The sequence below is a fragment of the Leifsonia sp. genome, assembly GCF_051955155.1.
In the GTDB taxonomy this organism is placed as follows: Bacteria; Actinomycetota; Actinomycetes; order Actinomycetales; family Microbacteriaceae; genus Leifsonia.
Genome location: NZ_JBQCGZ010000154.1, coordinates 1 through 3,359 on the forward strand (window position 1 = coordinate 1; position 3,359 = coordinate 3,359).

At 75.5% G+C, this 3,359-nt stretch carries 5 protein-coding genes; 3 read left to right on the forward strand and 2 right to left on the reverse strand.

Annotated features, from left to right (window positions below; genetic code table 11):
- Positions 1-227 precede the first annotated feature (227 nt).
- Together ACTHMF_RS16690 and ACTHMF_RS16695 are read right to left on the reverse strand one after the other, a co-directional pair.
- Positions 228-1,106, reverse strand: a complete 879-nt coding sequence (locus tag ACTHMF_RS16690; RefSeq protein ID WP_440319143.1) for a Vgb family protein — start codon at positions 1,104-1,106, stop codon at positions 228-230.
- Positions 1,103-1,801, reverse strand: coding sequence for a PhzF family phenazine biosynthesis protein (locus tag ACTHMF_RS16695; RefSeq protein WP_440319145.1), 699 nt, complete (start codon positions 1,799-1,801; stop codon positions 1,103-1,105). The genes ACTHMF_RS16690 and ACTHMF_RS16695 overlap by 4 nt, the downstream gene beginning before the upstream one ends.
- Positions 1,802-1,836: 35 nt before the next feature.
- Here ACTHMF_RS16695 and ACTHMF_RS16700 point away from each other — a divergent pair, with 35 nt between their 5' ends.
- From ACTHMF_RS16700 to ACTHMF_RS16710, 3 genes are all read left to right on the forward strand, one after another.
- Positions 1,837-2,046, forward strand: a complete 210-nt coding sequence (locus ACTHMF_RS16700; RefSeq protein ID WP_440319147.1) for a three-helix bundle dimerization domain-containing protein — start codon at positions 1,837-1,839, stop codon at positions 2,044-2,046.
- 115 nt (positions 2,047-2,161) lie between these two features.
- Positions 2,162-2,386, forward strand: a complete 225-nt coding sequence (locus ACTHMF_RS16705) for a three-helix bundle dimerization domain-containing protein (protein WP_440319149.1) — start codon at positions 2,162-2,164, stop codon at positions 2,384-2,386.
- 127 nt (positions 2,387-2,513) lie between these two features.
- Positions 2,514-3,290 (forward strand): hypothetical protein, encoded by a 777-nt coding sequence (locus tag ACTHMF_RS16710; RefSeq protein WP_440319151.1) that lies wholly within the window; start codon positions 2,514-2,516, stop codon positions 3,288-3,290.
- Positions 3,291-3,359: the final 69 nt, after the last annotated feature.

Genomic DNA, 3,359 nt, shown 5'->3' on the forward strand with positions numbered 1-3,359 from the left:
GTCCGACAGCGCGGACCCGGACGAGGCGGCGGTGTACGGGGGCGTCGGCGAGTAACCGCACCCCGCGCACGACCGCGGCGCCGGGCCCCAAGCCCGGCGCCGCGTTCGTTCCGCAGGCCGACATGTGGCACAAATCTCGGAACGGCCGCGCCGCGGGCCGACATTTGGCACAAATGTCGGAACGGCCGCGCCGCAGGCCGAGATTTGGCACAAATGTCGGCTGCCGGTCAGCCTGCCACGTGGACCAGCGCGCCGGACTCCGCGGCCGACCACACCGAGCCGTCACGCGCGACCGCGATGCCGTGCGGCTCCTGCACACCCGCCGGGAGCGGGTGGACCGTGACCGCGCCGGCCGCCGTGACGTGCGCGAGCGCATCCACTCCCCACAGGCTCGCCCACACGCCGCCGTCGCGGTCGGCGGCGACGGCGTGCGGGCGCGATCCCTCGCCGAGCCCGACGGTCGTCAGCGCGCCGTCGCGCGTGCGGCGGACCAGGGCGCCCGCCTGGATGAGCGCCGCCCAGACCGCGCCGTCCTCCGCCACCGCGACCCCCACCGGGCCGGATCCGGCGGGCAGGTCGGTGAAGCCGATCGCGGCGTCGCCGCCGCGCACGTGCCCGAGCGCCGCCGCCGCGGTGAGCGTGAACCAGATGCTGTCGCCGTCGGCCGCGAGCATCGACACGAACGCGCCCTCCCGGCCGACCGGGAACTCGTCCACCCGGCCCAGGATGTCCACGCGGCCGAGCGCGTCGGCGCCCAGCTCGGTGAACCACGCGGTCCCGTCGTCGAGCGCGACCACGCCGAACGGCTGCGCGTCCGGCGTCGGCACCGCGATCTCGCCGATCAGCGCCGGCCCGGGGCCGAGGTGCAGCAGCCGGTTGCCCGTGGTGTCCGTCACCCACACCGTCGACGCGGTCGCCGCGGCGACCACCGACGGCTGCGCGCCCTCGCCGAGCGCGAGGAACGCGATGGACCCGTCGGCGCCCCTGCGCCCGACGCGGCCGCCGTGCACGAGGGTGAACCACACGGCGCCGTCGTCCGTCGCCGCGACGCCGTACGGGCCCTCCCCCGGGTCGCCGACCGGGATGCTCGTGAGCGCCGCCGTCACAGCGTCGCGTCGATGGTGCGGTCGTACACGGTGCGCCCGCCGACGCGGATGCGCCCGTCGCCGAGCGGCTCGGTGAACAGCTCCGAGCCCTCGCCCTGCCTGATCCGCAGGGCGCGGCCCAGCCTCGCGGTGATCGCGACCGCCGCGGCCCCGGTGGCCTCGTCCTCGATGATCCCCATCGCGGGAGCGAACATCCTGGCCCGGAGCACGCCGGCCGCCTCGTCGATCCAGGCGTAGGCGTAGTGCTGGCCGGACGAGAACGCGAGCGGGTCGAGCGCGTCGACGTCGGCGGGCGACTCCAGCGGCAGCCAGGTGAAGTCGGGCGTCCACTCGGCGCGCGCCTCGATCCAGACGGTCGCGCCGTCGTCCTCCGCGGTGACCGCGACGTCGCCCGCGCGCTCGCGCAGCACATCCACGGGCGTGCGCCGGTCGGCCAGCCACCCCGCGGTGCCGACGCTGGGGTGACCGGCGAACGGCAGCTCGGTGGCCGGCGTGAAGATCCGGACGGCGGCGAGCCGGCCCGCCTCGTCCAGCTCGTCCACGAACACGGTCTCGCTGAAGCCGAGCGCGGCCGCGATCTCCTGCTCCCTGCGCTCGGTCACGGCGGAGCTGAGCACGATGCCCAGCTCGTTCCCGTTCGCTCCCCTGTCGTCGGTGAAGACCCGCACGACAACGACTTCGATCACATCGTCCATTCCCCCAGCCTGGCACGATGGTCGATAATCCCGCCATGACCAGTGACGAGGACGAGCTGATCGCGGTCCAGCACGCGGCGGACCGTCTGGCGGAGCGTTTCCCGCACGTCGCCAGGGAGCGCATCGACGAGCTCGTCCGCGCGCACCACGCCGGCTACGCCGGGGCTGCGGTGCGCGACTTCGTCCCCGTGCTCGTCGAGCACGACGTGCGCAGGGACCTCATCGCCGGCCTCGACGCCGTCTGAGGTTCCGCGCCGAACAGTCGCGACTCGCCGCCTCGCGGCGATCCCGACGGCGTGTCGCGACCGGTGGGCGCTCACCGGTCTGGACGGGCGGCCGCCTCGGGTGGATGATGCGGGCATGGAGACCCCCGACGCCACCGCCCGCTCCGAAGAGGACGCCGCCGTGGAGCACGCGGCCGACCGGCTCGCCGACCGCTTCCCCGATGTCGACCGCGACCGCATCGACGAACTCGTCGAGCAGCGGCACCGCGAGTTCGACGGCGCCCCCGTGCGCGACTTCGTCCCCGTCCTGGTCGAGCACGACGTGAAGCAGGAGCTGCGCGAGGAGCGCGAGGAGGGGTAGCCGGCGAGCCGCAGCACCCCACCCCCACCCCCGGTCCCACCAGGATCACCCCCAAGACGGATGCGGCGGCTCCGCCCGCTGCGCTTGGCTTGTCCCGATGAGCCGGGAAAGCGACAGGGGGCAGGCGATGAGCACGAGCGGGCCGGCGCGGACGCGCGCCATCCGGGCGGGGATGTGGGGAGCGGTCGGCGTCGGTGGCGTGGCCGCGGTGGTGCTGGCCGCCGGGCTGCTGCAGACCGTCGTGCACGCCAACGCCGACGCCGACTACCAGGTGGCGCGCACGCTCGCCACGGCGCAGTACCGCGCCGCCGTAGACGCGCATCGCGGCTTCGATCGCGCGCACGCCAGGGCGGCGGCGCTGCGTGCCGCGGCCCAGCGCATCCACGACGAGGCGGCGGATGGCGGCTACCTGCTGAAGCCCAAGCTGACGGACGTGCGCGCAAGCCTCGGGGATCTCTCCGGGGCGCTGCTGCTCGCCACCGCGCCCGCAGGGGCCTCGCCGCACGGGACGGGCACCCCGCGCTCGACGACGGACCAGCTGCAGGCGGAGACGAAGCGGCTGTTCGCCCTGGTCGGCGCATACCGCGCCAGCGCGAGGGAGACCAGGGCCGTGACCGGCCGGGTCGATCGCGGCATCCGCGACGCCACCCGGCGGCTCGCTGCGGTCGTCGGCGGCGGCTCACCGGGACGGGATGCGTCGGCCGTGCCGAGCATCGACGGGGACGCGGCCGAGTTCCTGCGGTCGCTCGGGCCGGCCGCGCCGGCCGAGCTCGAGGCCGTGCGGCGGGCCGCGGCGTCCGCCCGTTCCCGCGTCGCCGCCGGGGCGGACCCGGTGCCCGTTCTGCTCGACTACATCTCGACGGCCAAGGCCGCCCGGCCGGCCGGCCACACCGGCAGACGCTGAGACGGGGCGCCGTCGCTTCCGGAGTTCGTCACGCCGGCGCGCGGCGTGTCGCGTGAAGAACTCCGGAAG

Coding starts and splice junctions, on each gene's coding strand:
- ACTHMF_RS16695 (WP_440319145.1), bottom strand. CDS start 1,801: ATGGACGATGTGATCGAAGTCGTTGTCGTGCGGGTCTTCACCGACGAC.
- ACTHMF_RS16700 (WP_440319147.1), top strand. CDS start 1,837: ATGACCAGTGACGAGGACGAGCTGATCGCGGTCCAGCACGCGGCGGAC.
- ACTHMF_RS16705 (WP_440319149.1), top strand. CDS start 2,162: ATGGAGACCCCCGACGCCACCGCCCGCTCCGAAGAGGACGCCGCCGTG.
- ACTHMF_RS16710 (WP_440319151.1), top strand. CDS start 2,514: ATGAGCACGAGCGGGCCGGCGCGGACGCGCGCCATCCGGGCGGGGATG.